This is a genomic window from Streptomyces sp. NPDC002499 (assembly GCF_053595415.1).
Map to the genome: position 1 here is coordinate 521,745 of NZ_JBSFXO010000005.1, position 23,604 is coordinate 545,348.

Below are 23,604 nucleotides of genomic sequence, written 5' to 3' on the forward strand. Positions count from 1 at the left end.
TGTCCGCACACCTCCTACAGCGACGGACCGACCCCGCCCTTCCTCCTCTTGGAAGGAACTCCCTCAGTGAACCAGCCCGACGACAATGAACTGTTCAACCGGCTCGAAGCGGAGTTGGCCGATGCTTCTGGCGCCGACTCCGGTGCGGATGTGGTCGACCTCGACAAGGCCCGATCCGCCCGCGAGCAGTCGACCGCCCCGACGGCCGACCGGTTGCCCGACTCCCGCCCGACCGAGTCGGGCAACCAGTCGGCCGACTTGGACGATGAGGAGTCGCCCGACTCGATTGCCCGACCGGTCGACCGGCCCGACCTCCCCGCGCCCGGGATCACGACGTACAAGCGTCGGCCGATCCTGCCGACGTGGCTGACCTCGAAGCCGGGGTTCGTCTCGACCGCGCAGCGGGCAACCGGTAACGCGTTCTACGCCACCGCCTTCCACGGCATCCGCACCCCTTGGTACGCGATGCAGCTCACCCTCAACTCGCCGCGCGGCGCGGCCCGTTTCGTGCGGGACACCAACCGGTGGGTGTGGGACGCGGAGGGCGCCCCGCTGCGCGCGTACGAGGTGCGGCGGGAGAACACGGCCGAGTACCTGAAGCTCTCGCGTCAGCGCGACGGACGGGTGAGGCTGCGGGTGCTGGTGACCACCGTGGCGCTCGTCTTCGGCAGCGTGTTCGCGCTGACCCTGTACGTCATGGCACCAGCCTGGCTGGGCGTGCTGGCCTGCGCCGCGGTTCTGGTCTGCGGGTTCTGGGGTGCCCCGCAGGACCATCCCGTGATCGGGCCGGCCGTGTTGAAGACGGAGATTCAGAAGCTGACCGGTCCGATCGTGCTACGGGCGCTGGACAACATCGGCAACCCGAAGCTGTGCGCCGCCATCAAGAAGGGCGGCGACATGAACGGCATGCGCTTCACCTCCGAGATCACCCGGGACGGACCCGGCTACCGCGCCGACCTCGACCTTCCCTGGGGTGTGACCCCGGAGGACATCATGGAGTCCCGCAAGGCGATGGCGTCCGGACTGCGCCGCAAAGTCGGCTGCGTGTGGCCGGCGCCCGACCCGGACGAGCACGAGGGCCGGCTGATCCTGTGGGTGGGCGACAAGCCCATGAACGAGACCACCAAACCCGCATGGCCGCTGCTGAAGTCGGGCACCGTGGACCTGTTCAAGCCGGTCGTGTTCGGCAACGACCAGCGCATGCGCGACGTGGCCGTCACGCTGATGTTCGCCTCGGTCGTGGTCGGGTCCATCCCGCGCATGGGCAAGACGTTCCTGATGCGGCTGTTCCTGCTGATTGCCGCGCTGGACCCGCGCGCGGTGCTGTACGCGTTCGACTTCAAGGGCACCGGCGACTTCGGCGCCCTGGAGCCGGTCTGCCACCGCTACCGCGCCGGCGATGAGGACGAAGACATCCTCTACGTCCTCCAAGCCCTGCGGGAGCTGCGGGCGGAGTTGCGCCGCCGCGCGAAGGTCATCAAGGCCCTGCCCCGCACCCGCTGCCCCGAGTCGAAGGTGACGCCGGAGTTGGCGAACGACAAGGCGCTCGGGTTGCACCCGATCGTGGCGGGGTTCGATGAGTGCCAAGTCCCCTTCGAGCACGAGAAGTACGGCGGCGAGATCGAAGAGATCTGCACCGACCTGGGCAAACGCGGTCCCGCGCTGGGCATCGTGGCCCTGTTCGGCACCCAACGCCCCGACGCCAAGTCCCTGCCCCCGGGCATCTCCGCCAACGCGGTACTGCGGTTCTGCCTCAAGGTCATGGGCCACACCGCCAACGACATGGTCCTCGGCACCGGCGCCTACAAGGCCGGCTACCGGGCGACGATGTTCTCCCGCTCCGACCGCGGGATCTGCTGGATGTCCGGTGAGGGCGATGACCCGCGCATCGTCGCGTCCGCGTTCGTGGACGCGGTCGGCGCCGAACACGTCGTCGTCCGCGCCCGCAAGATGCGCGAGGCCTACGGCAACATCACCGGCCACGCCATCGGCGAGATCCCCGACAGCGGCGAGGCCGCCTACGACCTGCTCGCCGACATCCTCAAGGTGGTTGCGGCCGATGAGGACAAGGTGTGGAACGAGAAGGTCGCCGCCCGCCTGGCCGCGTTGCGCCCGGAGGTCTACGGCGGCTGGAAGGCCGAAACGGTGACCACCAACCTGCGTCCGCACGGCATCACGGCACAGGACGTGTGGGGCACCACCGACAAGGGCAAGGGCACCACCCGCCGCGGCATCGCCCGCGCCGACCTCACCACCGCAATCACTCAACGTGACGGAAAGCGGTCCGGAGACTGACGCGCACCGCTGCTAGGTCTAGCACCCTGCGCTGCTAGACCTAGCAGCCCCTCTAGCACCCCATACCTGCTCTGATCAGCAACCTCGCAACTAGCACCCGACCTGCGAGAACGCCGGAAACCCCGCCTGGAAGGCACCCCATGACCTCCCTGCTCCTTGCTAGCACCTGCCTGCTCGCCGTCACTCTCGGTTACGTCGGGGTGTGTGCGGGCAGCCCGTACGGCACCTGCCGCAAGTGCCGCGGCTTCGGCTTCGCGATCAAAACCGACCGCAAGGGACGCCAGAAGCGCGGCAAGGACTGCCGCCGCTGCAAGGGCCACGGCAAGCGCATACGCGCCGGCCGCTGGCTCTACAACCGCTGGGCCCGCATCTACCGCGCCGGCACCACCAACTGAGCCCCGGGAGGAACCCCGCCATGCGCACCTTCGCTCCCGCTGCGCTCGCGGCCGCGGCGCTCGCCGCGGTGCTGACCGCGTGCGGCCCGCAGTACGGCCCTGGCCCGGACGGCACCGTGACCGACCGGAGCGCCGCCTACTTCAAGTCCGACGGCTGGCGCTACCGCCTCACCGTGACCGCTCCTGACGGTCACCGCGAGACCTTTCGCGTCACCCGCCACGACTACGAACGCTGCTTCCACCAGTCCGCCTACCCCACCTGCACCCACCGCTGACCCAGGAGAACCGCATGGTCCTCACCATCCCGATCGTGCTGCTGCTCGCCGTGGTGGCCGCGCTGTTGCTGCGCTTCAAGGCCGTCGGGTTCGGCGCGGCCGTCGTCGTCGCGCTCTTCGGCTTCTACCTCGCCGGCACCGGCGCGGCCGACACCGTCAACCAACTCGTCACCGCCGTCACCGACGCCCTCGCCGGCACCGGCCACTAGAAGGGGAGACAGACGTGAACAAGCCCACCACGTACCGCCGTTCGGCCGGACACCAGAGTGCGGGCGTCGAAGTCCACCACCCCACCCCGATCACCCCCGCGCACACCGCGCCGCTCATCCCGATCCAGCCGGGCACCATCCCGTCAGTGGCGAGCATCGTTCTGCCCGACGGACGCGTCGTCACCGGTTACGCGCTCACGCCCATGCAGCCGGACCCGGTTACCACGGTCAAGCCGGCCGTCTCCCGCGCGGCCGTGAACGTCGCGCTCGGGGGTGTCGGGTTCCTCGCCGTGTGCGGCGGACTCCTCCTGCTCACCACGTTCATCACGGCCCTGACCGCCCTGATCGCCCAGCTCATCACCCTCGCCGCCGTGATCTTCGGTGGCTGGATCGCCGTGCAGGTGTTCAGCACGCGCGGCCACCAGGGCGGGACCACGGTCAACATCCGCAAGGCGACCTTCAAGCGCAACCACTTCCACGGGTGAGCTAGCCCCTAGCATCGGGGTGCGCTGCCCAGTGCGCAGACAGTTCCACCCACCACTCCGGATGCTCGTTCACCACCTGCACGAAGGCCGGAGACGACGCGCGCAGCAAAAGGGCGTAGTGCCTCCACCCGTCGGAGCTCCGGATCTCGGGATTGAGCTCGTTGACCATGAGGCCGTAGTCCACCGTGTCGGCGAGCATGCGCAAGAGATTGACGACGCGCCACCGTTCGACGCCGTCCGCCGGAAGGTCGACACCGCCGTAGAAGTACGCGTGCAGCTCAGGGTCTGCCGCAATGAACGTCTCCACGTAGTGCAGTCGTTCGAGCCCGTTGTATCTCGCCGTCGCCCCGGCAATTCCGTTGTTGATCGCTGTCTGTCGCGTGAGCTCCCGAGTCTGCCAAGCGGAAACCAGCAAAGAGGCCACAACACCGACAGACGCGATCACCCCGAACAGGTCACCCACTTCGGTCCCCCAGGTCGAAAGTACCGAGGCACTACCCAGGGCTAGTGATCGAGTAACGAATCACCCACCGACGTCCAACGACGTCAAGGGCGGCCCCCCTCATCTCGCCAAAGATCACGGGGCCGCCCTTGTCCAGCCAGTCACCTACCAAGGAACTGGAGACATCCAGCATGACTCAACCCACCGACATCGGGCGACTACTCGCCCTGCCCGAACCCTTCCGAGTGCTGGACGCCTACTCCTGCATCGGCGGCGCCACCACCGGCTACCGGCGCGCGTTCGGCCCCCGCGTCCACATCACCGGCGTCGACATCCAAGCCCAACCCGACTACCGGGGCGACGCCTTCCACCAGGGCGACGCGATCGAGTACATCCGCGCCCACGGCCACGAATTCCACTTCATCCACGCATCCCCGCCGTGCCAGGGCGAGGGCGCCCCCACCAAGGGCACCAACGCCGCACGGAACGCGGCGATCGGCCGCACCTACCCCCGCCTCATCGCCCCCACCCGGGCGGCCCTTGAGGCGACGGGCAGGCCGTACGCGATGGAGAACGTGGCCGGCTCGGAGGTCCGCAAGGACATCCGCCTGTGCGGCGAACAGTTCGGGCTCGCCGTGCTCATGCACCGCTACTTCGAACTCGGCCGCTGGACCACCGTGCAGCCGGCGCACCCCAAGCACCGTGGCTACGTGCGCGGTTGGCGCCACGGCGAGTACCGCGAGGGGCCGTACGTCGCCGCGTACGGGGAGGGCGGCGGCAAAGCCACCGTGGAGGAGATCCGCGCGGCCAAGCGGATCGACTGGTCCACCGATCACCTCCGCCTGCGGGAGGCGCTCCCGCCCGCGTACACGGAGTGGATCGGCCGCGCCTACCTCGCCACCCTCGCCCCCGCTCTGGGGGTGGCCGCATGACCGCCGTCCGGCTGGACACCGCGCTGACGCTCGCCGCGCGCGGGGTTCCGCCGCTGCCGTTGCGGGTGGGGAAGGTTCCGTTCGGCAACTGCCGCAGGTGCGCGAGGAACGCGTGTGGTGGCCGGCCGAACATGAAGACCCCGGGCCCGTGCGCCTGCCCGTACCCGTGCCACGCGTGGGCCGCCGCCACCACCGACCCGAGCGTTCTCAACTCCCGCCAGTGGGCCACCGCGTGGCGGCAGGCGGCAGCGGTCGGATACCACCCCGGCGGCGCCGGGCTGACCGTGGTCGACCTCGACCACGCGGAAGCCATCACGTGGGCGCGGGCGAGCCTGCCCGCCACGCGGACCGTGCCGACGACGCGGGGCGAGCACTGGATCTACCGGGGCGTCATGCAGTCCGTGAACGCGGTCCGGCCCGGCGTGGACATCAAGTCCCTTATGGCGTACGCCCGTTGGCTCAGTCCGGGTACCGGCGTCACGGCCGCTCTCCCGGACGTTGTGCGCACCCTGGCAGTAAAGGAGCCGTCCACCCCCCGCGGGGCGCCATGGGCGCCCACAGTGCCCCTAACGGGGCAAAACAGTGCATGCCCTCACCGCACCTCCGTTTATCTGGACGGTGGGATCGCCATGGCGGTGCAGCGCATCACCGACGCCCGCGAGGCGGTGCACGCCACCGTCTACCGAACGTTCCTCGCGGTGTTATCCACGCACGGGCGGTGCGGCTGCCTCACCGACACGGACGTCGGCCGGCTGTTCACCGCGGCACAAGCCAAGGGCGAATCGGTCCGGCACTGCACCGACGCGTGGACCAACGCCCGCACCACGTTGGGACTGTGACCATGTCCGAGGACGAGAAGGACCCGGCCCGCAAGGTCATCACCGACTACGCCCAATCCCACTTCCGCTACTTCCGCACCGCCGACGGGACCGTGTATGCGCAGCGCAACGGCCACCCCGTCGCCCGCCCGATCCGCTCCCAGGGCACCACCGGCAGCCACCGTCAAGAACTCATGGTTGGCCTGTTCAGGGACGGGGTCGGCGTGTTCAACGGGACAGCACTCAAGGAGGCGTTGGACTTGATCGAAGCGCTCGCGCTGTACGAGGACACGCACGCCGTGAACATCCGCGTGGCTCCCGGATTCGACGGGGCAACGTGGCTGGACCTGGGCCGCGATGACGGGCAGTCCGTCCGCATCCACCCATCGGGTTGGGACATCCTCACCCCCGACCCGCGCGAGGTGTGCTGGCGACGCACCCAGCTCACCGGGGAGCTCCCCCTGCCCGCCAAGGACACCAACGGCAAGGGCATCGACCTCCTGCTCAGGCTCTGCAACTTCGCCACCGCCGAGACCGAATGCCTGGCCATCGCGTGGCTGATCGGCTGCCTCGGTCCCTCCGTGCCCGTGCCCGCCCCGTTCCTCACCGGCCCGCAGGGCGCGGGCAAGTCCACCGGGGGCCGGATGCTCGTGCGGATCATCGAAGGGATGAGCGGCGATCTGCGTCGGGCTCCGAAGGATGAGGAGAACCTGATCGCGGCCGTGGCGGCGGGTTGGGTGACCGCGCTGGACAATCTCTCGCACATGACGCCGGATCTGTCCGACGCGATGTGCTGCATCGTCACCGGTGCCGAGAGCGTCAAGCGGGCCCTGTTCACCGACGGGGATGTGTTCCGCGTCGGCTACCGCCGGCCGTTGCTACTGACGGGTATCGACGTCGGTGTCATCCGGCCCGACCTCGCAGAACGGCTCCTGCCTCTGCGGTTGGAGCGACCTCGCGTCCGGCGGACCGAGGCGGAGTTGTGGGCGGACTACGCAGAGGTTTTGCCCGTCGTTCTCGGCTCGCTCCTGGACCTCACGGTCAAAGTCCGCGCCGTGGAGGTGGAAACCCCAACCGACCTGCGGATGGCGGACTTCGCGCACCTGTGCGCACAACTCGACGCGGCCACCGGCCTCGGAGCGCTCACCGCCTACCGGGCCAGTCTGGACGACCTCAACGACGACGTCATCGAGGGTGACCTGTTGGCGCAGACGGTGTTGCAGCACGCGGCGAGCATGGAGGCTGGTACGGCGCAGCGGATGACGTCCACGGAGTGGCTGCACTGCCTCAGCCACGTCTACGCCGGGGACGACTTCCGTCCCCTGCCCAAGGGCTGGCCGACCACCGGCAAGGTCCTCTCCGACCGCCTCAAGCGTCTTCAGCCGACCCTGGCCGCCCGACGCGTCCTCATCGACTCGGGCCGCACCCGAGAAGGCCGCTACATCGAAATGACCCGCTCGTCGGCCACGCTCCCGCACGAGCAACAAGCGTTCTGACCGGCGCCCCGGACCACACAAGCAAGAGGAGCACCCAGGCCCACGCGTGCTCCTCTTGCTGTTCGGCGGCGGCGCCGCCCTGCGCGAGACGCGCCGCGAAGCGGCTCCTCTTTCACGCCCTGAGCCGCGCCGCACCACCAACAGAACCCCCTCTTTTTCCTAAGTAGGGGAACGCTGCGTCACCTGCGTCACAGGACCCCCGAAGACGGCAGGTGACCTGCGAAGACGGGCGTGACGCAGACGGCCGCTGCCTGCGTCACGCCGCGTCACCCGCGTCACGCGTGACGGACAGTCTGCGTCACCGGTGACGCATCCCCAACGCTCTGCGTCACCCAAACCGGCAGGTCAGAAGCCTGAATGACGCAGGTGACGCTGTGACGCAGAAATCCGCACCTCGGACAGACACGGGCCGTGAAGCAGGCCCCTACCCCGGACGCAGCACATTCCTGAGACCCCGAGGAGATACACCCCGATGAGTACCGTCCTCGCGCCCGCCGACCAATTGCTCTACACCCCCAAGGAAGCCGCCACGGTCCTCCGTTTCGGCCGCTCAACCGTCTACGAGCTGATGGCCGAGGGGGCCTTGAAGTACGTCAAACGAGGCCGCTCCCGCCGCATACGCCGCACCGACCTTGAGGCCTACGTGAACAGCCTCGAACCCATGCCCCACTGACCAACCCCCACCGAGGCGGCCCCGGGCCAACGTCCGGGGCCGCCTCCTGCATGGAGGAGCACATGAGCCCCCGCAACCCGAACATGGAGTCATCCGTATACGAGGGCAACGACGGTTGGTGGCACGGCCGCGTCACCATGGGCGTCAAGGACGACGGAAGCCCCGACCGCCGCCACCGCAGGGCAAAGACCGAACCCGAAGTGCGCCGCAAGGTCCGCGAGTTGGAGAACCTCCGCGACAAGGGACGCGCCCCCAAGGCCGGCCGCAAGCCGACCGTAGAACAGTGGATGACCACCTACCTCACCGACATCGCGAGCCTGAAACTCAAGCCCCGCTCCCTGGACGACTACTGGTCCAAGACCCGCAACGACATCGTCCCCGGCGTCGGCAAGCACCGCCTCGACAAGCTCCAGCCCGAACACCTTGAGCGGATGTACCGGAAGATGCTCGACGCCGGACACGCGCCCTCCCACGTACTCAAGGTGCACCGCATCCTCTCCCGCGCCCTCAAAATCGCCCACCGCCGCCGGATCATCGCCGAAAACGTCGCCACCCTCGTCGACCCGCCCACGGTCGACGAGACCGAGGCGAACCCGTTCACGATCGAGGAAGCCAAAGCGTTCCTGAAAGCCGCCGCCGAACGCCCCACCTTCATGCGCTGGGTCGTCGGCGTCGGTACGGGCTTTCGCCCCGGGGAAACCCTGGGATTCCGCTGGCCCTACGTCGACCTCGACAACGGGCTCTTCCACCCCAAGTGGCAACTACAGCGGCTCACTTGGCGCCACGGCTGCAAGAACCCGCACGCATGCGGCGAACGCCTTCACCGCTTCGAGCCCTGCCCGCCGGAGTGCGCGCGGCACGAGAACTACAAGCGCGGATGCCCTAAGCCCTGCCCGCCGGACTGCACCAAACACGCGAGCACCTGCCCCGAACGGAAAGGCGGCGGCCTGGTCTTCACCCGCCCCAAAACGAAAAAGAGCACAGAACCCGTCCCAATCCCCCCGCCCTTCATTCCCTACCTGCGCGAGCACAAGAAGGACCAGGAGGCCATGAAGGAAGCGGCCGGCGACGCGTGGCAGGAACACAACGTCGTCTTCTCCCGCCCGGACGGGAGCCCTATCGACCCTCACGACGACTGGGAAGAATTCAAGGAACTCCTTGAGGAGTCCGGCATCGCCGACCGTCGCCTGTACGACGGAAGCCGCCACACCGCCGGCACGATCCTCAACGAACTCGGGGTCGACATGCCCACGATCATGGAGATTCTCCGGCACACCCAGATCACCCAGACTCGCAGATACGTGAAGGGCAGATCGCACCTCTCGAAGGACGCCATGCGCCGCATGGGAGACACCTTCATGCCTGGCCCGGACCCACTGCCGGAACCCGCCCCGGAACCCCCGACTGAGACCAGAACTGAGACCGCCGACCGCCGCGCGGCACGCGCTCAACGCCGCCGCCGCATCCGCTGAACGCAAAAGCCCAGCTCGGACGCTGTCAGAGCTGGGCTTGCAGGAGAGCCCCCTGTCGGATTCGAACCGACGACCTACGCATTACAAGTGCGTTGCTCTGGCCATCTGAGCTAAGGAGGCCTGCACGCGCCCACAGGCGTACGTGCCCGTGCAGTGTACCCAGCTCACAGGACCGCCCTGTCGAAAATTTCCGCGAAGTTCACATGCCCACAGGTACTGACAGCCAGGCGAACGCCAGGTACCGTCCAGATTCAGTCCGCTCTTGTGGACTACACCACCTTCCTACAACGGATCGTCCGGCACGTTCCTGCCGGTAGAAGGGGGCCTTCACCATGGCCACTGTCTCGTTCGACAAGGCGACCCGGATCTACCCGGGCACCGAGAAGCCCGCCGTCGATGGACTGGAGATCGAGGTCGGGGACGGCGAGTTCCTCGTCCTCGTCGGTCCGTCCGGCTGCGGCAAGTCCACCTCGCTCCGCATGCTCGCGGGGCTCGAGGATGTGAACGCCGGCGCCATCCGCATCGGTGAGCGCGACGTCACGCACCTGCCGCCCAAGGACCGGGACATCGCCATGGTGTTCCAGAACTACGCACTGTACCCGCACATGAGCGTCGCCGACAACATGGGCTTCGCCCTCAAGATCGCCGGCGTGAACAAGGCGGACATCCGCAAGAAGGTCGAAGAGGCCGCGAAGATCCTCGACCTCACCGACTACCTGGACCGCAAGCCGAAGGCCCTGTCCGGTGGTCAGCGCCAGCGTGTCGCGATGGGCCGCGCCATCGTGCGTGAGCCCCAGGTCTTCCTCATGGACGAGCCGCTGTCCAACCTGGACGCCAAGCTCCGCGTCTCCACCCGTACGCAGATCGCCTCGCTGCAGCGCCGCCTCGGCATCACCACCGTCTACGTCACCCACGACCAGGTCGAGGCCATGACGATGGGCGACCGCGTGGCCGTCCTCAAGGACGGGCTGCTCCAGCAGGTCGACTCCCCGCGCAACATGTACGACCGCCCCGCCAACCTCTTCGTCGCCGGCTTCATCGGCTCCCCGGCCATGAACCTGGTCGAGGTCCCGATCACCGACGGCGGTGTGAAGTTCGGCAACAGCGTCGTCCCGGTCAACCGTGACGCCCTGAAGGCCGCCACCGACAAGGGCGACAAGACGGTGACCGTCGGCGTCCGTCCGGAGCACTTCGACATCGTCGAGGAAGGCGGCGAGGCCGCCTCGTCCCTGACGAAGCACTCCGAGGACGCCCCGGCCGGTCTCGCGGTCTCCGTGAACGTCGTCGAGGAGCTCGGCGCCGACGGTTACGTCTACGGCAGCGCCGAGGTCGGCGGCGAGACCAAGGACCTCGTTGTCCGCGTCGAGGGCCGTCGCGTCCCGGAGAAGGGCACCACGCTGCACGTGGTCCCGCGTCCGGGCGAGACCCACGTGTTCTCGACCTCCACGGGCGAGCGCCTCACCGACTGACCCGACAGCGATACGGAGAGGGGCCCTCGCGGGCGCACCGCGAGGGCCCCTCTCCGTGTCCCGGACAACCCGGCCCCGTGTCCCGGAGACCCCGCCCCCGTCTCCCGGATACCCCGGCCCCCGCATCGCGGATACCCCGGCACTCCGGACGTTTCGAGCAGCCCCGTCAACCCGTTACCCAAAAAGAGGCACCACTTCATCCCCCGAACCGGTGACTAAATGTCGCCAAATCATCACCGGGCGCTACCCTCACGAGCGTGAAGCACTCCACTAACCAACAGACGCGACGCGGCCGGGGCCCCGCCCGCCGGATCGGCCGCACGCTCGCCCTTGTCCTGCCCGTCGTCCTGGTGCTCTCCGGGACCCTCGCGGTCACCCGAGTCAACTGGTCGGGGAACTCCTCGTCCTCGGTGCTCACCGCCTCCGACGCGATCGACGACGCCAAGGGCGCCGCGGCGGTCCACCGCGCCCCCCAGGACGTACTGCGCGACCAACTCCTCGCCGAGCTCCAGGAGGAGAACCCGGGCGAGGTCCTCACGCACCTCCAGCAGGCGGTCACCGAGCGCCCCTCGCTCGCCGAGCACTGCGTGTCCATCGCGCGCGCCCTCGGCAAGGCCGCGGTGCGCGTGTACGGGCCCTCCAAGGCGCAGTCGTACGCCCGCCCCGTCTGCGACACGTCCTTCGCCTCGGGGGTCGCCGCGGTCCACAGCTGAGGCACACGAGGGTTCCCGGCCCTCCTCCGGACCGGTCAGGTGCGGAGGAGGGCTACGGCTCATCACGGATCGGTTGCCGACTCCGGCCGCCCGCCGGGCGCGTCGTACAGTTCGAGTCATGACCGATCCGAACGCCGCCGTACGCCCTGTTCAAGCCGTCGTCCTGGCCGGTGGCCAGGGTTCCCGGCTGCGTCCGTACACCGACGACCGGCCCAAGCCGATGGTCGAGATCCCCGGCACGGGGACTCCGATCATCGGCCATCAGCTGTCCTGGCTGGCCGAGGAGGGCGTGACGGACGTCGTCGTCAGCTGCGGCCATCTCGCCGACGTCCTGGAGAAGTGGCTGGCCACCGCGGACCTGCCGGTGAACGTCAAGACGGTCATAGAGACCGAGCCGCTGGGCCGGGGCGGCGGCCTGAAGTACGCGGCCGCGCATCTCCCCCACCCCGACCGGCCCTGGTACGCCACCAACGGCGACATCTGGACCCGCTTCTCCCTGCGGGACATGGCGGACTTCCACGCCGAGCGCGACGCCGTCGCGACCCTCGCCCTGGCCCGGCCCCGCATCCCCTGGGGAGCCGTGAAGACGGACGGCTTCGGGCACATCACGGACTTCATCGAGGCCCCGCCGACGACGTACGAGATCAATGCGGGTGTGTACGTCTTCGCGCCCGGGTTCTCGGAGCTGTTGCCGGAGCGGGGGGATCACGAGCGGACGACGTTCCCGGGTCTCGCGCGGGAGCGACGACTGGCCGGGTTCCCGATCCCGCACGGGGCGTACTGGCGGGCCATCGACACGGCGAAGGACCTGACGGAGGCAGCGAAGGAGCTGGCCGCTCTGGGGCGCTGAGAGACCACGCCGGCCACGAGTCAAAAGCCAAGAAGGCAAAAAGGGGTCCCGCACCTGAGACTTGGTGCGGGACCCCTCGTTTTCCGTTCTGCGGGCGATCGTTCAGCCGGCGGGCGTGCCCAGGATCTTGCCCACCGGCTCGGCTACCCCAACAGGCCGCCCACCAGGCCCGGTTGGCCGGAGGAGGTGCCCCCGGTGCCGGTGCCGCCTGTCGAGCCGGTGCCGCCGCTGGTGCCGCCGGAGGTGGGTCCTGAGCTGGTGCTCGGGGCGCCGCCTCCGGCGGGCGAGGACTGCTGGGGCGGGGCCTGGCCGCCGGTGCCCTGGGTCTGGCTCGGGGCGCCGCCACCGGTGGTGGTGCCTCGGGTCGCGCCCGGGGTGGTCGCCTTGCCGGACGGCGTGGCGCCGGTGGTGGCGGCCTGGCTGGGAGTCGTCGAGGCCTTCGGCGACTCGCTGTGCTTCTTGCCGGGCTTCTCCGGGAGCGGGGAGCCGGGCAGTTCGTTGCGCGGGGCCTCGCCGGGGCCGGGGACGACCACGCGGTCGGCGTCGCGGACCGCGCCGCCCAGCAGGGAGCCGAGCAGCAGGGTGAGGCCGGTGACGATCGCGGTGACGAGGATGCCGCGGCGCAGCACGTACTGGCGCAGCTCCCAGATGTCGGCGCGGGGTCCGAGGCGGCGCCAGGCACTGCCCGCGAGGCGGCCGTCCACGGAGTAGACGGGGGCGCCCGCGATGATCAGCGGGGACCAGGCGGCGAGGTAGATGATGTCGGGGGCGTCGTAGGCGGGGACGGTCTTCCAGCTGACGGTGACGATGAGCGCGGCCGACAGCAGCGCGCCGAAGACGGCGGCGACCCGCTGCCAGCAGCCCAGCACCGTCAGGACGCCGACGACGACCTGCGCGAAGGCGATGACGAGGCCGGAGCCGACCGGGTGGTGGAGGGCGAACTGGCGCAGTGGCTCGGCGACTTCCCACGGGTGCAGGGTGTTGAGCCACTTGACCATGGAGCCGCGCTTGCCGCCGTCGAAGTAGACGGGGTCGCACAGCTTGCCCATGCCGGCGTAGATGGAGATGAAGCCGAGGAAGATGCGCAGGGGCAGGAGGACGACGCCCAGGTTCATGCGGCGGCCGGGGTAGTAGGCGTGCCGCGCCGGGTCCACACCGCGCCGGGCCGGGCGGCCCTCGCCGGTGCCGTCCTCGAAGTCCTCGAACTCCTCGTCCCCGTAGGCGGGTTCCTCGTCGTAGGCGCTGCCGACGGGCCGCATGTCGGGCAACAGGCGGGTGCCGCCGGTGTCCTCGCGACTGCGCTGGGCGCCGACGATCGGGGTCTCGACGGTCTGGTCGAGCGAGTCGTAGACGTCGTCGTAACCGCCTACGTCCACGCGGGGGATGACCTGGGTGGCCCCGGCGTCGCCCGAGGACTCGTCCGGATGGCCGACGCTGCCGCTGCGCACGGCCTGGAGCAGGCGGTGGGCGCCGGTGTCGTCGGGGGCGGCGCTGCCGCTCCACACGACGGGACGGCGGCGCGGCGCGCGACCTGCGGCGGGGATCCGGTTGTTGTCGTCGGCGGGGCCCAAGTGCCGTGCGATCCGCGGCGATTGGGGACCTCGGGTCGAGGCGCCCAACTGCACGCGGAAGCTCGCATGATTGACGATGACCTGCGCCGGATCGCTCGGCACCTTCACCATGCTCAGCGCGGGAGCGTCGTCGAATCCCGACGGGCCGTCCCCCGTGGGTGTGCGGGGTGTTCTGGTGTCCACACTCATCTAACCGAGTGACGTGTGTTTAGGACACTGCTTTGACTGGGGCGGATCTGTCCGGACTCCGTCAAGGTTGCCCTCCTCGCCCGGATTGACCCGCAAGGGTGAGGAGGGGCACGCCTGTTCAGGCCCTGCGGCCCGCCTGTTCAGGCCCTGCGGCCCGCCTGTTCAGGCCCTGCGGCCCGCCCGCTCGGAACCGGCGGACCGCCCGCCGTCAGACCCTGCGGCGCGCCGCCTCGTAGAGGACGATCCCCGCCGCCACACCGGCGTTGAGCGACTCGGCGCCGCCCGGCATCGGGATGCGGACGCGGTAGTCGCAGGTCTCGCCGACCAGTCGGGACAGGCCCTTGCCCTCGCTGCCGACCACGATGACCACCGGACCGCCCAGGGCGGCCAGTTCACCGATCTCGTGCTCGCCGTCGGCGGCGAGACCGACGATCGCGATGCCCTGCTTCTTGTACGCCTCGAGGGCGCGGGTGAGGTTGGTGGCACGGGCGACGGGCGTACGGGCGGCGGCGCCGGCGGACGTCTTCCAGGCGCCGGCCGTCATCCCGGCCGCGCGCCGCTCCGGTACGACGACGCCGTGGCCGGCGAACGCGGAGACCGAGCGGACGACGGCACCCAGGTTGCGCGGGTCGGTGACGCCGTCGAGGGCGACGATCAGCGGGTCCTCACCGGCGTCGTAGGCGGTGTTCGCCAGTTCCTCGGGGTGCGCGTACTCGTACGGCGGGACCTGGAGGACCAGGCCCTGGTGGTTGAGGCCGTTGGTCATGCGGTCGAGCTCGGGGCGGGGGGCCTCCATGAGGTTGATCCCGCCGCGCTCGGCGGCGAGCTGGAGGGCCTCGCGCACGCGCTCGTCGTTGTCGATGAACTGCTGGACGTAGAGCATGGACGCGGGCACGCCCTCGCGCAGCGCCTCGACGACCGGGTTGCGGCCGACGACCAGTTCGGAGGTGGACCGGCCGCCGCGGCCGCGCGCCGTGGGACGGCGTACGGCCTGCTTCGCCTTGGCGTTGGCGACGCGGTTCTTCTTGTGGCCCTTGCGTGCCTCGGCGGGCGGGGTCGGGCCCTTGCCCTCGAGACCCTTGCGCCGCTGGCCACCGCTGCCGACCTGCGCGCCCTTCTTGCCGGACATGCGGCGGTTGTTAGTGGCCATGACCTACCTGTCTGTATGAAGCGTGCGGACGTACGTATATGGATTGTGCCGCCCGGTGGCCCGGACGGCACAATCGATCAAGAGATCGGTCGGGAGGTCGGGTGCCGCGTCAGCGCGGGCCGAGGCTCCAACGAGGGCCCTGCGGCCCGTCCTCGATGGCCAGCCCGGACTGCGCGAGCTGATCCCGGATGGCGTCCGCGGTGCCCCAGTCCTTACGGGCCCGCGCCGCCTCCCGCTGATCCAGCACGAGTCGTACGAGGCTGTCGACCACCCCGTGCAGGTCCTCGCCGCGGTCGCTCTCGCCGGCCCAGTGCGGGTCGAACGGGTCGAGGCCGAGGACGCCGAGCATGGCGCGCACCTCGGCGAGGCGGGCCACAGCGGCTTCCTTGTCGTCGGCGGCCAGCGCGCTGTTGCCCTGCCGGACGGTGGTGTGCACGACGGCGAGGGCCTGCGGGACGCCCAGGTCGTCGTCCATCGCCTCGGCGAACGCGGGCGGCACCTCGGCGGACGGCTCGACGGAGCCGGCCTTCTCCACGACGCGCTGCATGAAGCCCTCGATCCGCGCGAACGCCGACTCGGCCTCGCGCAGCGACTCCTCGCTGTACTCGATCATCGAGCGGTAGTGCGGGGTGCCCAGGTAGTAGCGCAGCACGATGGGGCGCCAGGCCTTGACCATCTCGCTGACCAGGACGCTGTTGCCCAGCGACTTGGACATCTTGTCGCCGGCCATGGTCACCCAGGCGTTGTGCACCCAGTACTGCGCGAAGTCGTCGCCGTAGCCCTTGGCCTGGGCGATCTCGTTCTCGTGGTGCGGGAAGATCAGGTCGAGGCCGCCGCCGTGGATGTCGAAGGCGGGGCCCAGGTACTTGTGCGCCATGGCCGAGCACTCCAGGTGCCAGCCGGGCCGGCCGCGGCCCCACGGGGTCGCCCAGGTCGGCTCGCCCGGTTTCGCGGCCTTCCACATGGCGAAGTCGCGGGAGTCGCGCTTGCCGGTCTCGCCCTCGGCGGAGGGCTGGAGCAGGTTGTCGAGCTCCTGCCGGGACAGCTGGAGGTAGCCCGGGAAGGAGCGCACATCGAAGTAGACGCTGCCGTCCACCTCGTAGGCGTGACCGCGCTCGATCAGGCCCTGCATCATCTCGACCATCTCGGTCACGTGCCCGGTGGCGCGCGGCTCGTAGGTGGGCGGCAGGCAGCCGAGGGCGGAGTAGCCGTCGTTGAACGCGCGCTCGTTCTCGTAGCCGATGGACCACCACGGGCGGCCCTGCTCGGCCGCCTTCGTGATGATCTTGTCGTCGATGTCCGTCACGTTCCTGACGAACGTCACCTCGTAGCCGCGGTAGTCGAACCAGCGGCGCATGATGTCGAAGTTGAGGCCCGAACGGATGTGCCCGATGTGAGGGGCGGCCTGCACGGTGGCGCCACACAGGTAGATCGAGACACAGCCCTGGGTGAGCGGGACGAAGTCGCGAATCTGCCGGGCACCGGTGTCGTACAGGCGAATAGTCACGACTCCAGGGTAGTGGGCCGGAGGCGATGCGTTGCACCGGACTTGTAACATCGCGCGCGCCCACGAGCGACCCGGCCGGCGCCGGTGATCGACACTCAGCCGGTGCGCACCACCAAGGCGGTGGCCACCGCCATCAGCCCCTCCTCGCGCCCCGGGAAACCGAGCCCGTCCGTCGTCGCCCCCGACACGGAGACCGGCGCTCCGGCCGCCTCCGACAGCAGCTTCTGGGCCTCGTCGCGCCGCTTGCCGATCTTCGGACGCGGTCCTACGACCTGGACGGCGATGTTCCCGACGTGGAAGCCGGCCTCGCGGACGATGCGGGCGGCCTCCGTCAGCAGCGTGACGCCGGAGGCGCCGGACCACTCGGGGCGGCCGGTGCCGAAGTGCTGTCCCAGGTCTCCGAGGCCGGCGGCGGAGAAGAGCGCGTTGCACGCGGCGTGCGCGACGACGTCCGCGTCGGAGTGACCGGCCAGGCCCGGCCCCTCGCCCTCCCATTTCAGGCCCGCGCACCACAGCTCGCGGCCCTCCTCGAAGGCGTGGATGTCGGTACCGATGCCGACCTGGGGCAGCACGTACGGCAGAGGGGTGGTCTCAGAAGCCATCGTTGAGCCTCCTGCGGGCCAGAACCGCCTCCGCGAGGACCAGGTCCAGCGGACGGGTCACCTTGAAGGCCTCCTCGTGCCCGGGCACCAGCAGGACGGTCTTGCCGAGCTTCTCGACCATGCTCGCGTCGTCAGTGACGTCCTCGGTGACCGTCTCGTGGGCGCGGATCAGCGTGGCCCGGTCGAAACCCTGGGGCGTCTGCACCGCGCGCAGGCGGGCCCGCACCGGGGTGGCGACGACCGGCTCCGGCTCGCCGGGTGTGCCGGCCGGCTCGACCTCCTTGACGGTGTCGGCCAGCGGCAGCGCGGGCACGACGGCCGGCGCCCCGGCCCGTACCGCCTCGATGACCGCGTCCACCGTGTCCACGGGGACCAGCGGCCGGGCAGCGTCGTGCACCAGCACGATGTCGTAGTCGGGCGGCAGCGCGTCGAGGCCGAGCTTGACCGACTCCTGGCGGCTCTCGCCGCCCGGAACGACGAGGAAGTCGGTCCGGTCGGGCAGCGCGTGCGCGTCGAGGAGCGACTTGACCTCGGGCGAGCCGTCCGGCGGGGCCACGACGACGACCAGGGAGACGGCGCGGGACGCGGCCATCGCGCGCACCGCGTGGATGAGCATGGGGGTTCCGCCCAGCGCACGGAGCGCCTTGGGGGCGCCCGGACCAAGGCGTACGCCCCGGCCGGCGGCCGGAATCACGGCAGCCGTCCGGGCTCCCGCGGGCGAAGTGCACGAATCGTCAGACATCGGTTCCTGTCAGGTTTGTGTGCTCGGCCTACGTGGGTATGGCCTGGGGAGTGCCGGGCGCGACGGCCCTGACCGGACCCTTCCGTGACCCCGGTCGAGCCAGCTGCCCGGGCCCGGCACGCCAAGTATCGGGGGAACCTCCCCGAGTGGGACGTACGCAGGCGTACGAAAGCCGTGGAAGAAGTCGCGGAAGTCGTATGCGAAGGCGCTCGGGCATGAACATGCCGCAGCGCCCGGCGACAGTTAATACGTCATCGGGCACCGCGGCATTTCGATGTACTGACCGCTGTGTACTGAGTGCTGAAGTCGGCCTGCGCCTATGTCAGTTCAGAACAGTCGGTTCAGGACGCGAGGACCTCGTCGAGCAGGGCCTCGGCCTTGTCCTCGTTCGTGTTCTCCGCGAGGGCGAGTTCGCTCACCAGGATCTGGCGGGCCTTGGCGAGCATCCGCTTCTCACCCGCGGACAGTCCGCGCTCACGCTCACGACGCCACAGGTCACGTACGACTTCCGCGACCTTGATGACATCGCCGGAGGCGAGCTTCTCGAGATTTGCCTTGTAACGACGGGACCAGTTCGTGGGCTCCTCGGCATACGGCGCGCGCAGCACCTCGAAGACCCGGTCCAGCCCGTCCTGACCGACCACATCACGTACGCCGACGAACTCCGCATTGTCCGCTGGCACACGTACCGTCAGGTCACCCTGGGCGACCTTCAGCACCAAGTAGGTCTTGTCCACGCCTTTGATCTGGCGAGTTTCGATAGCCTCGATCAGCGCGGCCCCGTGATGGGGATAGACCACGGTGTCGCCAACCTTGAACGTCATGTGACAGGTACCCCTTCCGTGGCTATCCAGGGTAACACGGAAACGGCGGGTTCTGAATGGCGTTTTCGCAGGTCAGGGCATATCTCGGGGCTTGACAACTGCAACAGGAACGTGCTGCGGAGGCCGAGCGGAAGAAGGTATTCGCAGGTCGGAGCGGCTCTCCCGGCGAGGAGAAACGCGCACGTTACACACATCCGGAGCCCCCGCCAAGTGGACTAACGTCCCCATATGTCCGGTTCCACGTGTGCGACTTCCGCTACTCCGTTCGGTGCGCGGGAGACGCTTCCGCGTCGATTCCGGAATTGATCACGGTCGGACTGTGCGGTCGGTTGATGGCGGGTTCATGCGTGGGTTCACGGGTGGGTTCACGGTGGGTTGATCGACGGGTTGTTGCGCCGCTCCAGATCCTTCACGTGATCAATTCCGGGTACGCCGTCTATTCCTTCACGGAAAATTTGCGCGCCGTGCTCTGGCGTATCCGGCGTAACGCGGGAACGGCTTATGTGAATGCCGGACGAACGTGCGGGCTACCCCCTGCCGGGGGACGCCGACGCTCCGCGGGGGAGGGTCGGGTGCGGCAGTGCGGGAACGGCTCGGTAACCTAAGCCCGCTGACAGACACTTAGGGCGGCTTTATGGGCCGCCACGTTCGAGTCAAGGAGTTGCCGCCGCCGTGAGCAGCAGCCTTCGACGGGGCGCACTCGCCGCCACCGCCATCGCGTTCTCGATCGCCTCGCTCGCCGCGTGCGCCGCCGGCAACGACGCCCAGACCCTGGAGGTCAAGCCGGACAACGCGGCGACGACGGTGGGCGACATCAAGGTCCAGAACGCCGTCGTCATCACCCAGCCCGACCTCGAGTCGACCGGGCCCGCCGTGATCTCCGCGACCCTGTTCAACAACGGCCGCACCGCCCAGACCCTGGACTCGATCACCCTCCCCGGCTCCGGCAAGACCGCCGAGCTCAAGCCGGCCAAGGGCAACGGCCCGCTGACGGTCCCGGCCGGCGGCCACATCGTGCTCGGCGGCAAGGGCAACGCCTCCGCGGTCCTGGCCAGCAGCCGCGAGTCCGTGCAGGACGGCAACGCGCAGAAGGTCACCTTCACCTTCAGCACGACCGGCGACGTGAGCCTGCGCGCCTTCGTCCTGCCCGCCGAGAGCTACTTCAGCAAGTGGGGCCCGACCGAGATCCCCTCGGCCCCCGGTTCCACGCCCACGGCCACGGACTCGGCCACCTCGAAGCCGGGCGACGACACGTCGGCCACGCCGACCGACTCCGCGAGCGCGACGGCGACCACGCCCGAGGGCGGCACGCCGACGGACGCGGCCTCGGCCAGCGCGACGGCCTCCGGCAACTGAGCCGTCCGTACGAATGCCGAAGGGCGGGCCTCCTCCGGGAGGACCCGCCCTTCGCTCTTTACGGCGTACGCCTTGGGCCAAACGGCTGACAGCGGTCGGCTGCCGACCGTCGGCCCTCGGCTTACAGCTGTCGGTCTACGGCTCGAACTTGTAGCCGAGACCACGCACCGTCACGAGGTACCTGGGCGCGCCCGGGTCCGGCTCGATCTTGGCGCGGAGGCGCTTGACGTGGACGTCGAGGGTCTTGGTGTCGCCGACGTAGTCGGCGCCCCAGACCCGGTCGATGAGCTGCATACGGGTCAGGACTCGGCCCGCGTTGCGCAGCAGCATCTCCAGGAGGTCGAACTCCTTGAGAGGCAGATCGACCTTGGAGCCGGAGACGGTGACCACGTGACGATCCACGTCCATGCGGACCGGACCGGCCTCGAGGGCGGCCGGGGTGACCTCTTCGGGCTCGCCGCGGCGGCGCAGGACGGCCCGGATACGGGCGACCAGTTCACGGGACGAGAAGGGCTTGGTGACGTAGTCATCGGCTCCTATTTCCAGGCCGACGACCTTGTCGATCTCGCTGTCCTTGGCGGTGACCATGATCACCGGGACGTTGGAGCGACCGCGCAGCTGGCGGCAGACCTCCGTGCCGGGCAGGCCCGGCAGCATCAGGTCGAGGAGGACGAGGTCGGCGCCATTGCGCTCGAACTCGTCGAGTCCGTCGGGCCCGGTGGTCGCGACGGCGACCTCGAAGCCCTCCTTGCGGAGCATGTACGACAGGGCGTCGGAGAAGGACTCCTCGTCCTCGACGACGAGCACTCGGGTCACGGAAGGACCTCCGGGGCGGGAAGCGGTTCATACGGGGATGACTCTGGGTGTGAGTCTGGCTGACCGGCCTCGTCGTCGAGGTCCGGGTGCTGCTGTGCGCGGTCGCGGGCAGCCCCCGCCTCCGGCAGCCGCAGGGTGAACGTGGAGCCCTGTCCCTCAGAACTCCACACCGTGACCTCCCCGCCGTGCGAGGCGGCCACGTGCTTGACGATCGCCAGGCCCAGACCCGTGCCGCCGGTGGCACGGGAGCGGGCCGGGTCGACCCGGTAGAAGCGCTCGAAGATGCGCTCCTTGTCCTTGTCGGTGATGCCGATTCCCTGGTCGGTGACGGCCACTTCGATGTGGTCGCCGCCGGGCGCGGTGACCCGGCGGGCGGCTATGCCCACCCGGGTGCGGGCCGGGGAGTAGTTCACGGCGTTCTCCACGAGGTTGCCGAGGGCGGCGGCGAGCTGGCCCCGGTTCCCGTAGACGTGCAGGTCGGCGGTGCCGCCGCCGGCCATGGTGATCTGCTTGGTGCCGGCCGCGTGCCGGCAGCGGTCGATGGCCTCGGCGACCAGTTCGTCGACCCGGACCGGCTCGGCGTCCTCCAGCGGGTCGTCGTTCTGCACCCGGGAGAGGTCGATGAGCTCCTGGACCAGGTTGGTCAGCCGGGTCGCCTCGATCTGCATGCGCCCGGCGAAGCGCTCCACGGCCTCCGGATCGTCGGAGGCGTCCATGACGGCCTCGGACAGGAGGGAGAGCGCGCCGACGGGCGTCTTCAGCTCATGGCTGACATTCGCGACGAAGTCGCGGCGTACCGCCTCTATCCGTCGGGCCTCGGTGAGGTCCTCGACGAGCAGCAGTACCAGCCGCGACCCGAGGGGTGCCACGCGCGCGGAGACGGCGAGCGCCTCCCCCCGCCCGGTGCCCCGTCTGGGCAGGTCGAGCTCGACCTGCCGTATCTCTCCGTCTCTCCTGGTGTCCCGCGCCATCTGCAGCATCGGCTCGACCGAGAGCCTGCCCCCGCGCACCAGTCCCAGGGCGTACGCCGCGGAGCTGGCCTTGACGACGGCGTCGGCCTCGTCCAGGACGACGGCCGAGGAGCGGAGCACGGACAGGACGGTGTCCACGCCCGGCGGAAGCACCGGGTCCGTGTGCAGAGAGGTGCGAGTGGGGCGTTTCTGCTCCCGCTCGCTCCAGCGGAACGCCAGCATGGCGATGACGCCGGTGAGCACCCCGGCGATCGCTGCCGCTGCGGCGACCGCCGCGTTCACGTCCATGCACCCAGGTTAGGCATGCGGTACGACATCCCCACAGCCATCGAGGTGCGACCTCGAACACTCGTCGCCCAGAGTTCACCTAGGAGCTAGGGGTGATTCATTTGAGAGGGCGGAAACGGACGCGTACAAGCCAGATCGTGGGAGCGTGGGTGCGAAGCGCCGGTTTTCGGAAACCTGGCGCACGGGCCCCTGCCCCGGCAGCCCCGAAGAATACGTACGAGAGGGAACCCTGATGCGGGACGCGTACCACGAGGAACTTGATTCGATCGGCGACGGTCTGGTGGAGATGGCCCGGCTGGTCGGTTCGGCGATCGGGCGCGCCACGACCGCCATACTCGACTCCGACCTGAAGCTGGCCGAGAGCGTCATCGAGGGCGACAAGAAGGTCGACGAGCTCCAGCACGACCTGGAGGCCAAGGCGATAGCCCTGCTGGCCCGCCAGCAGCCGGTGGCGACCGACCTTCGTATCGTCGTGACGTCGCTGCGGATGTCCGCCGACCTGGAGCGCTCGGGCGACCTCGCCCAGCACGTGGCGAAGCTCGCCCGGCTGCGTTTCCCGGACCGCGCCATCCCGCACGACCTGCACGCGACCATCCTGGAGATGGGCCAGCTCGCGCAGCGTCTGATGGCGAAGGCGGCCGAGGTCATCATCACCAAGGACGTCGACCTCGCGCTCCAGCTGGAGTCGGACGACGACGAGATGGACCTGCTGCACCGCACGCTCTTCCAGCACCTCCTGGACGACCGCTGGAAGCACGGCATCGAGACGGCGGTCGACGTCACCCTCCTCGGCCGCTACTACGAGCGCTTCGCCGACCACGCGGTGGCCGTCGCCAAGCGCGTCGTCTTCCTGGTCACCGGCGAACACGCGGACGACCTCCAGCCCGACATCCAGCCGGACATCCAGCCGGCGACGGCGGTCGAGGAGGCGTAGGCCTCGCGGCGGGTGGGGCGTCCGGGAGGGGGCGCCCCCGTGCGCCGTTGATGCGCCCAGCGGAACGGGCATGCAATGGGCAAAGGCACGAGCCTCCAGGAGGACCCATGGCCGAAGCCCCCAGCACACC

At 69.5% G+C, this 23,604-nt stretch carries 24 protein-coding genes and 1 tRNA gene; 15 read left to right on the forward strand and 10 right to left on the reverse strand.

The annotated features are described in order from the left end of the window. Nucleotides 1-66 precede the first annotated feature (66 nt). The 5 genes from ACWD5F_RS16495 (at nucleotide 67) to ACWD5F_RS16515 (ending at nucleotide 3,659) form a co-directional block, all read left to right on the forward strand. Nucleotides 67-2,295, forward strand: coding sequence for a cell division protein FtsK (locus ACWD5F_RS16495; protein WP_451254893.1), 2,229 nt, complete (start codon nucleotides 67-69; stop codon nucleotides 2,293-2,295). Nucleotides 2,296-2,435: 140 nt separating this feature from the next. Beyond that, nucleotides 2,436-2,690, forward strand: coding sequence for a hypothetical protein (locus ACWD5F_RS16500; protein WP_401719104.1), 255 nt, complete (start codon nucleotides 2,436-2,438; stop codon nucleotides 2,688-2,690). 20 nt (nucleotides 2,691-2,710) lie between these two features. Beyond that, on the forward strand, nucleotides 2,711-2,965 hold the full coding sequence (locus ACWD5F_RS16505) for a hypothetical protein (protein ID WP_451254895.1): 255 nt from the start codon (nucleotides 2,711-2,713) through the stop codon (nucleotides 2,963-2,965). Between the two features lie 14 nt (nucleotides 2,966-2,979). Then, on the forward strand, nucleotides 2,980-3,174 hold the full coding sequence (locus ACWD5F_RS16510) for a hypothetical protein (protein WP_451254897.1): 195 nt from the start codon (nucleotides 2,980-2,982) through the stop codon (nucleotides 3,172-3,174). A 14-nt stretch (nucleotides 3,175-3,188) separates the two neighbouring features. Continuing rightward, nucleotides 3,189-3,659: a hypothetical protein gene (locus tag ACWD5F_RS16515; RefSeq protein ID WP_451254899.1), complete on the forward strand. Its 471-nt coding sequence runs from the start codon at nucleotides 3,189-3,191 to the stop codon at nucleotides 3,657-3,659. A gap of 1 nt (nucleotide 3,660) precedes the next feature. Here the strand turns inward: ACWD5F_RS16515 and ACWD5F_RS16520 are convergent, their stop codons facing one another. Beyond that, nucleotides 3,661-4,122 (reverse strand): hypothetical protein, encoded by a 462-nt coding sequence (locus tag ACWD5F_RS16520; RefSeq protein ID WP_451254901.1) that lies wholly within the window; start codon nucleotides 4,120-4,122, stop codon nucleotides 3,661-3,663. A 170-nt stretch (nucleotides 4,123-4,292) separates the two neighbouring features. Between ACWD5F_RS16520 and ACWD5F_RS16525 the strand changes: the two genes are divergently transcribed. From ACWD5F_RS16525 to ACWD5F_RS16545, 5 genes are all read left to right on the forward strand, one after another. Then, nucleotides 4,293-5,033 carry a DNA methylase gene (locus ACWD5F_RS16525; RefSeq protein WP_451254903.1) on the forward strand — a complete coding sequence of 247 codons (741 nt, stop codon included), beginning with the start codon at nucleotides 4,293-4,295 and terminating at the stop codon, nucleotides 5,031-5,033. After that, nucleotides 5,030-5,872, forward strand: coding sequence for a bifunctional DNA primase/polymerase (locus tag ACWD5F_RS16530; RefSeq protein WP_451254905.1), 843 nt, complete (start codon nucleotides 5,030-5,032; stop codon nucleotides 5,870-5,872). The genes ACWD5F_RS16525 and ACWD5F_RS16530 overlap by 4 nt, the downstream gene beginning before the upstream one ends. A gap of 2 nt (nucleotides 5,873-5,874) precedes the next feature. Beyond that, a complete protein-coding gene (locus ACWD5F_RS16535) occupies nucleotides 5,875-7,347 on the forward strand; it encodes an ATP-binding protein (protein WP_451254907.1) in 1,473 nt (490 codons plus the stop codon). Nucleotides 7,348-7,819: 472 nt separating this feature from the next. After that, nucleotides 7,820-8,020, forward strand: a complete 201-nt coding sequence (locus tag ACWD5F_RS16540) for a helix-turn-helix domain-containing protein (RefSeq protein ID WP_451254909.1) — start codon at nucleotides 7,820-7,822, stop codon at nucleotides 8,018-8,020. A gap of 62 nt (nucleotides 8,021-8,082) precedes the next feature. Further along, complete coding sequence (locus ACWD5F_RS16545; RefSeq protein ID WP_451254911.1) at nucleotides 8,083-9,492, forward strand: tyrosine-type recombinase/integrase; 1,410 nt, start codon at nucleotides 8,083-8,085, stop codon at nucleotides 9,490-9,492. 46 nt (nucleotides 9,493-9,538) lie between these two features. Here ACWD5F_RS16545 and ACWD5F_RS16550 read toward each other — a convergent pair. Next, nucleotides 9,539-9,612, reverse strand: a tRNA-Thr gene (locus tag ACWD5F_RS16550). Nucleotides 9,613-9,824: 212 nt separating this feature from the next. Here ACWD5F_RS16550 and ACWD5F_RS16555 point away from each other — a divergent pair. From ACWD5F_RS16555 to ACWD5F_RS16565, 3 genes are all read left to right on the forward strand, one after another. Then, complete coding sequence (locus ACWD5F_RS16555) at nucleotides 9,825-10,961, forward strand: ABC transporter ATP-binding protein (protein ID WP_401715805.1); 1,137 nt, start codon at nucleotides 9,825-9,827, stop codon at nucleotides 10,959-10,961. A gap of 257 nt (nucleotides 10,962-11,218) precedes the next feature. Beyond that, nucleotides 11,219-11,674 (forward strand): hypothetical protein, encoded by a 456-nt coding sequence (locus tag ACWD5F_RS16560; RefSeq protein ID WP_401715803.1) that lies wholly within the window; start codon nucleotides 11,219-11,221, stop codon nucleotides 11,672-11,674. 118 nt (nucleotides 11,675-11,792) lie between these two features. Beyond that, a complete protein-coding gene (locus tag ACWD5F_RS16565; RefSeq protein ID WP_451254913.1) occupies nucleotides 11,793-12,524 on the forward strand; it encodes a nucleotidyltransferase family protein in 732 nt (243 codons plus the stop codon). A 143-nt stretch (nucleotides 12,525-12,667) separates the two neighbouring features. Here ACWD5F_RS16565 and ACWD5F_RS16570 read toward each other — a convergent pair whose 3' ends face one another. The 6 genes from ACWD5F_RS16570 to ACWD5F_RS16595 form a co-directional block, all read right to left on the reverse strand. Beyond that, complete coding sequence (locus tag ACWD5F_RS16570; RefSeq protein WP_451254915.1) at nucleotides 12,668-14,284, reverse strand: DoxX family membrane protein; 1,617 nt, start codon at nucleotides 14,282-14,284, stop codon at nucleotides 12,668-12,670. A 208-nt stretch (nucleotides 14,285-14,492) separates the two neighbouring features. Continuing rightward, a complete protein-coding gene (gene rlmB, locus ACWD5F_RS16575; protein ID WP_401715796.1) occupies nucleotides 14,493-15,434 on the reverse strand; it encodes a 23S rRNA (guanosine(2251)-2'-O)-methyltransferase RlmB in 942 nt (313 codons plus the stop codon). A gap of 109 nt (nucleotides 15,435-15,543) precedes the next feature. Next, a complete protein-coding gene (gene cysS / locus ACWD5F_RS16580; RefSeq protein ID WP_401715793.1) occupies nucleotides 15,544-16,941 on the reverse strand; it encodes a cysteine--tRNA ligase in 1,398 nt (465 codons plus the stop codon). A 95-nt stretch (nucleotides 16,942-17,036) separates the two neighbouring features. Further along, nucleotides 17,037-17,543: a 2-C-methyl-D-erythritol 2,4-cyclodiphosphate synthase gene (gene ispF, locus ACWD5F_RS16585; protein ID WP_401715791.1), complete on the reverse strand. Its 507-nt coding sequence runs from the start codon at nucleotides 17,541-17,543 to the stop codon at nucleotides 17,037-17,039. Beyond that, nucleotides 17,533-18,285 carry a 2-C-methyl-D-erythritol 4-phosphate cytidylyltransferase gene (gene ispD, locus ACWD5F_RS16590; RefSeq protein WP_280879342.1) on the reverse strand — a complete coding sequence of 251 codons (753 nt, stop codon included), beginning with the start codon at nucleotides 18,283-18,285 and terminating at the stop codon, nucleotides 17,533-17,535. Before ispD ends, ispF begins: the two co-directional genes overlap by 11 nt. Before the next feature lie 341 nt (nucleotides 18,286-18,626). Beyond that, a complete protein-coding gene (locus ACWD5F_RS16595; protein WP_003953493.1) occupies nucleotides 18,627-19,109 on the reverse strand; it encodes a CarD family transcriptional regulator in 483 nt (160 codons plus the stop codon). A gap of 672 nt (nucleotides 19,110-19,781) precedes the next feature. Between ACWD5F_RS16595 and ACWD5F_RS16600 the strand changes: the two genes are divergently transcribed. Continuing rightward, on the forward strand, nucleotides 19,782-20,465 hold the full coding sequence (locus tag ACWD5F_RS16600) for a copper chaperone PCu(A)C (protein WP_401715788.1): 684 nt from the start codon (nucleotides 19,782-19,784) through the stop codon (nucleotides 20,463-20,465). Between the two features lie 135 nt (nucleotides 20,466-20,600). Here ACWD5F_RS16600 and ACWD5F_RS16605 read toward each other — a convergent pair whose 3' ends face one another. Continuing rightward, nucleotides 20,601-21,281, reverse strand: a complete 681-nt coding sequence (locus tag ACWD5F_RS16605; protein ID WP_015659563.1) for a response regulator transcription factor — start codon at nucleotides 21,279-21,281, stop codon at nucleotides 20,601-20,603. Next, nucleotides 21,278-22,540, reverse strand: a complete 1,263-nt coding sequence (locus ACWD5F_RS16610) for a sensor histidine kinase (RefSeq protein WP_451254919.1) — start codon at nucleotides 22,538-22,540, stop codon at nucleotides 21,278-21,280. Before ACWD5F_RS16610 ends, ACWD5F_RS16605 begins: the two co-directional genes overlap by 4 nt. Before the next feature lie 232 nt (nucleotides 22,541-22,772). Here ACWD5F_RS16610 and phoU point away from each other — a divergent pair, with 232 nt between their 5' ends. Beyond that, complete coding sequence (phoU, locus tag ACWD5F_RS16615; RefSeq protein WP_401715786.1) at nucleotides 22,773-23,474, forward strand: phosphate signaling complex protein PhoU; 702 nt, start codon at nucleotides 22,773-22,775, stop codon at nucleotides 23,472-23,474. Nucleotides 23,475-23,604 lie beyond the last annotated feature (130 nt).

Excerpts from the sequence above, each read along its gene's own strand:
- ACWD5F_RS16500 (WP_401719104.1), top strand. The coding sequence starts at position 2,436 with ATGACCTCCCTGCTCCTTGCTAGCACCTGCCTGCTCGCCGTCACTCTC.
- ACWD5F_RS16505 (WP_451254895.1), top strand. The coding sequence starts at position 2,711 with ATGCGCACCTTCGCTCCCGCTGCGCTCGCGGCCGCGGCGCTCGCCGCG.
- ACWD5F_RS16510 (WP_451254897.1), top strand. The coding sequence starts at position 2,980 with ATGGTCCTCACCATCCCGATCGTGCTGCTGCTCGCCGTGGTGGCCGCG.
- ACWD5F_RS16525 (WP_451254903.1), top strand. The coding sequence starts at position 4,293 with ATGACTCAACCCACCGACATCGGGCGACTACTCGCCCTGCCCGAACCC.
- ACWD5F_RS16530 (WP_451254905.1), top strand. The coding sequence starts at position 5,030 with ATGACCGCCGTCCGGCTGGACACCGCGCTGACGCTCGCCGCGCGCGGG.
- ACWD5F_RS16535 (WP_451254907.1), top strand. The coding sequence starts at position 5,875 with ATGTCCGAGGACGAGAAGGACCCGGCCCGCAAGGTCATCACCGACTAC.
- ACWD5F_RS16540 (WP_451254909.1), top strand. The coding sequence starts at position 7,820 with ATGAGTACCGTCCTCGCGCCCGCCGACCAATTGCTCTACACCCCCAAG.
- ACWD5F_RS16545 (WP_451254911.1), top strand. The coding sequence starts at position 8,083 with ATGAGCCCCCGCAACCCGAACATGGAGTCATCCGTATACGAGGGCAAC.
- ACWD5F_RS16555 (WP_401715805.1), top strand. The coding sequence starts at position 9,825 with ATGGCCACTGTCTCGTTCGACAAGGCGACCCGGATCTACCCGGGCACC.
- ACWD5F_RS16565 (WP_451254913.1), top strand. The coding sequence starts at position 11,793 with ATGACCGATCCGAACGCCGCCGTACGCCCTGTTCAAGCCGTCGTCCTG.
- ACWD5F_RS16570 (WP_451254915.1), bottom strand. The coding sequence starts at position 14,284 with ATGAGTGTGGACACCAGAACACCCCGCACACCCACGGGGGACGGCCCG.
- rlmB (WP_401715796.1), bottom strand. The coding sequence starts at position 15,434 with ATGGCCACTAACAACCGCCGCATGTCCGGCAAGAAGGGCGCGCAGGTC.
- ispF (WP_401715791.1), bottom strand. The coding sequence starts at position 17,543 with ATGGCTTCTGAGACCACCCCTCTGCCGTACGTGCTGCCCCAGGTCGGC.
- ispD (WP_280879342.1), bottom strand. The coding sequence starts at position 18,285 with ATGTCTGACGATTCGTGCACTTCGCCCGCGGGAGCCCGGACGGCTGCC.
- ACWD5F_RS16595 (WP_003953493.1), bottom strand. The coding sequence starts at position 19,109 with ATGACGTTCAAGGTTGGCGACACCGTGGTCTATCCCCATCACGGGGCC.
- ACWD5F_RS16610 (WP_451254919.1), bottom strand. The coding sequence starts at position 22,540 with ATGGACGTGAACGCGGCGGTCGCCGCAGCGGCAGCGATCGCCGGGGTG.
- phoU (WP_401715786.1), top strand. The coding sequence starts at position 22,773 with ATGCGGGACGCGTACCACGAGGAACTTGATTCGATCGGCGACGGTCTG.